We start from the raw sequence: 1801 nt of genomic DNA, 5'->3' as shown, positions 1-1801 counted from the left end.
CCCGCCGCCCAGTCTGCCTCCACCACCGCCAGGCGGTCCTTCAAGGTCTGCAGGCGGCGGGACTTGGCATGCCACTCACCGCGCGAGGCATACCCGCGCACCAGCCCTTCCCGCTTGTCCGCCTTGGCACCCAGCGGCCGGGCCAGCCGCGCCTCGACCGACGAAATCTGCCCGCGCAGCCAGGCCAGATGCGCCACCTGCCCGCGCCGGGCCAGCGCCCACTGGTCATGCGTGGCCTTGGTGATACTGCCCGCCCAGCGCGCCGACGACCGCCCCGTCAGCTCCCGCTTGCGCACCGCCCACCCCGCCGCATCATGCGCCGGCCCCTGACGGGACCGCTCCGCGAGATCACCAGCAGCCAGCGAACCCAGAAACATCCCGGCCTCGGCCAGCACCGCCGCGTCCGCCGCCGACACCCGCAGCCGGTCCCGGATCGCCACCCCGGCGGGACCAGGCACCACGAACGATGCCGCCAACTCCCGCAGCCCGCCCACCCGTTCCCCCTCCCGACCGGCCGGAGACCTCTGTCACGACAGTCAACGAGCAGCCCCTGCAAGGGTCACCCATTCGACCCAAGAACCCCAGTTCCCCTCTCGAAGAGCCAAGGGCGGAACACACCCCAAGACAGAGAAGCCCCGGCACACAACGGACAACCACATCCAGCCCCGGCGCTCACCCACACTCACCAGAAGTCACTCCTGCTCAATACACCGACAGCAGTTCCCAACCCCTACTTCCTCGGTGCGCTCCTTGGTGAGGTTCTGGCACCACGCGCTGACCGGCATGCCGAAGGCGAGGCCCACCTGGGCCACCCGGCCGCCGATGTTCCCGAGCCCGAGCAGACCGAGCCGGCGTCCGTGCAGATCGGCTCCGACGGTGCTCTGCCAGGGGCCGCCCGCCCGCAGGGCGTTGTTCTCCGTGACGATGCCCCGTGCGAGGCCGAGCAGCAGCGCCCAGGTCAGTTCGACCGGGGGTGTCGAGGTACTCGGCGTGCCGCACACCGTCACATCGTGCGCCTCGGCGGCCGTGTAGTCGATCACCGTGTTGCGCATCCCGGAGGCGATCAGCAGCTTCAGGCGGGGCAGCCGTGACGGCAGCGATGCGGGGAAGGGCACGCGCTCGCGCAACGTGACGACGATGTCGAAGTCCGCGAGCTCGGCGGCCAGAGTGTCCTCGTCGGGGAAGTGCTCGGTGAAGCTGACGACCTCCACCTTGTCCGCGATCGGCGACCAGTCGGCGATCTCGGTCGCCACGCTCTGGAAGTCGTCCAGCACGGCACAGCGAAGTTGCATGGCAGTTCCTTCCAGGGTTGCCAACAGTGGATCGGTTTGCCTGGTTTGCCTGGGTGTTGCTGTGATCCTTGCGGTCTGCTCGGGCTGTTTTCGATTGCTGCGTGACCTTTGCGGGTGGGGTGCGTTGTGTAGGTGAGTTCGATGATCGGACAACAGGTCGCAACGGGGCGGGGAGGTGGACGGTGCGGCGGAAGATCCAGCTGGGTGAGGGGGAGACGGAGCGCATCGCGTGTGCCTCGGCGTCCGCGTTCAGGGGCCTGGACACGGTGACCGGCGAGGTGCTGGGCGCGGAGGTGCTGGCGGGGCGGGTGGGCTGGCTGACGTCCCTTGTCGAGGCGCTGTGTACCGAGGACCTCCGCGCACTGGAACCGGCCCGACCTTGCGCAACTCGCCTCCGGGACCGACTTCTGCGGTGCCCGGCTGCCGTCGAACGCGTGGATGGCCCTGCGCACCCTGGGATGGGGTGCGGTGGTGCCCGACGGGCTGTATGTGCCGGACCGGGTGCGCAG

1 protein-coding gene and 2 pseudogenes are annotated in these 1801 nt (G+C 69.6%); 1 reads left to right on the top strand and 2 read right to left on the bottom strand.

The genetic code is table 11. The features are described 5' to 3' along the window. Together AB0D57_RS47670 and AB0D57_RS47665 are read right to left on the bottom strand one after the other, a co-directional pair. Positions 1-494: pseudogene (locus AB0D57_RS47670) on the bottom strand (IS200/IS605 family accessory protein TnpB-related protein); the annotation flags it as partial. Positions 495-725: 231 nt separating this feature from the next. Next, positions 726-1292 (bottom strand): annotated as a pseudogene (locus AB0D57_RS47665) (NAD(P)-dependent oxidoreductase); the annotation flags it as partial. 327 nt (positions 1293-1619) lie between these two features. Between AB0D57_RS47665 and AB0D57_RS47660 the strand changes: the two are divergent. Continuing rightward, the coding region (locus AB0D57_RS47660; protein WP_362088764.1) for a hypothetical protein at positions 1620-1801 on the top strand (182 nt) is incomplete at its 3' end.

The organism is Streptomyces sp. NPDC048275 (assembly GCF_040652275.1).
Lineage (GTDB): Bacteria > Actinomycetota > Actinomycetes > Streptomycetales > Streptomycetaceae > Streptomyces.
The sequence above is the reverse complement of the archived record's forward strand: the minus strand, read 5'-3'. Positions and strand labels throughout refer to the sequence as shown.